Consider the following 944-nt stretch of genomic DNA (forward strand, 5'->3'; position numbering starts at 1 on the left):
GTTCTTTTGCGAAGAAAGATATAATCACTATAGTGTTTCAACGCACCACAATCATGACGAAATTATGATGAAAAAAACCATTAAACGCGCACAACTCCATTATATTTAAATCGGAATTAAGTCATAAAGATATTCGACGATGGAATTCTTCTAATGGAATATCAAGACGTTCGCCAACGGGTCGTTGATAGATCTGCCATACCTGCCGAGCATACTTCATTCGCAGGTTGTAACGCCCTTTGGCAGCCCCAGCATTATAGGCACCGACGGCTTCCCAACCGTAACCATATATATTGACCATATCTTTCAGAATGGATGCGCCTACCAATAATGAAATGCAGGGGTCGCTCACTAGCATTGACTCACTGATCCCTTTTTTTCTTAGTCTGTCAAGGTGGATACTATTGATTTGCATGAGTCCATAATCACGAGTGCCATTTCTGTTTTTACCTATTGATGCCGGTTCCATTCTTGACTCTACTTGTGCAATGGCCTGCAGGAGCCGGACTTCAATATTGAATCGTTTAGCGGTAAACTCCCAGCAATCAGCATGAACATGACGAATGAACGGCATAGTAAGAACAATTGCCAATATCAACTTCATCTCTTTGCTAACTCTCTCTTTACATCCAGTCGATACTATTACGTATTCTGAGGGGGTGATAAGATATTTCTTTAAGTTCATTCAATCGGGCATTGAGCAACTGTTTATGCCTGCCCCGCAGAGTATTACGTTTATCTTTAGCATAAACATGATAGGTTTCATCAGAAACATCATCGATAGCCATACTATCAGCCGAAATCTGACACAGTTTTTTTCCCGAATCGCCGTCTCCTCCAAGCTGTTGAGCGTGAATCTTATGTTTCAGAAACTGAACGCGACCATTAAAAGCAGATGAATGGCTAAGTTTTTGTACTTCATCAAGAAAAAGCCCATATTGGCC

2 protein-coding genes are annotated in these 944 nt (G+C 41.1%); both read right to left on the reverse strand.

Translation table 11 applies throughout. The features are described 5' to 3' along the window. Positions 1–121: 121 nt before the first annotated feature. Complete coding sequence (locus NNN71_RS24710; RefSeq protein ID WP_167575671.1) at positions 122–604, reverse strand: transglycosylase SLT domain-containing protein; 483 nt, start codon at positions 602–604, stop codon at positions 122–124. Between the two features lie 19 nt (positions 605–623). Beyond that, positions 624–944 (reverse strand): hypothetical protein (locus tag NNN71_RS24715; RefSeq protein WP_271459594.1); only part of this gene is annotated, 321 nt, incomplete at its 5' end.

This window comes from Kluyvera sp. Awk 3 (assembly GCF_028069715.1).
GTDB lineage: Bacteria > Pseudomonadota > Gammaproteobacteria > Enterobacterales > Enterobacteriaceae > Kluyvera > Kluyvera georgiana_A.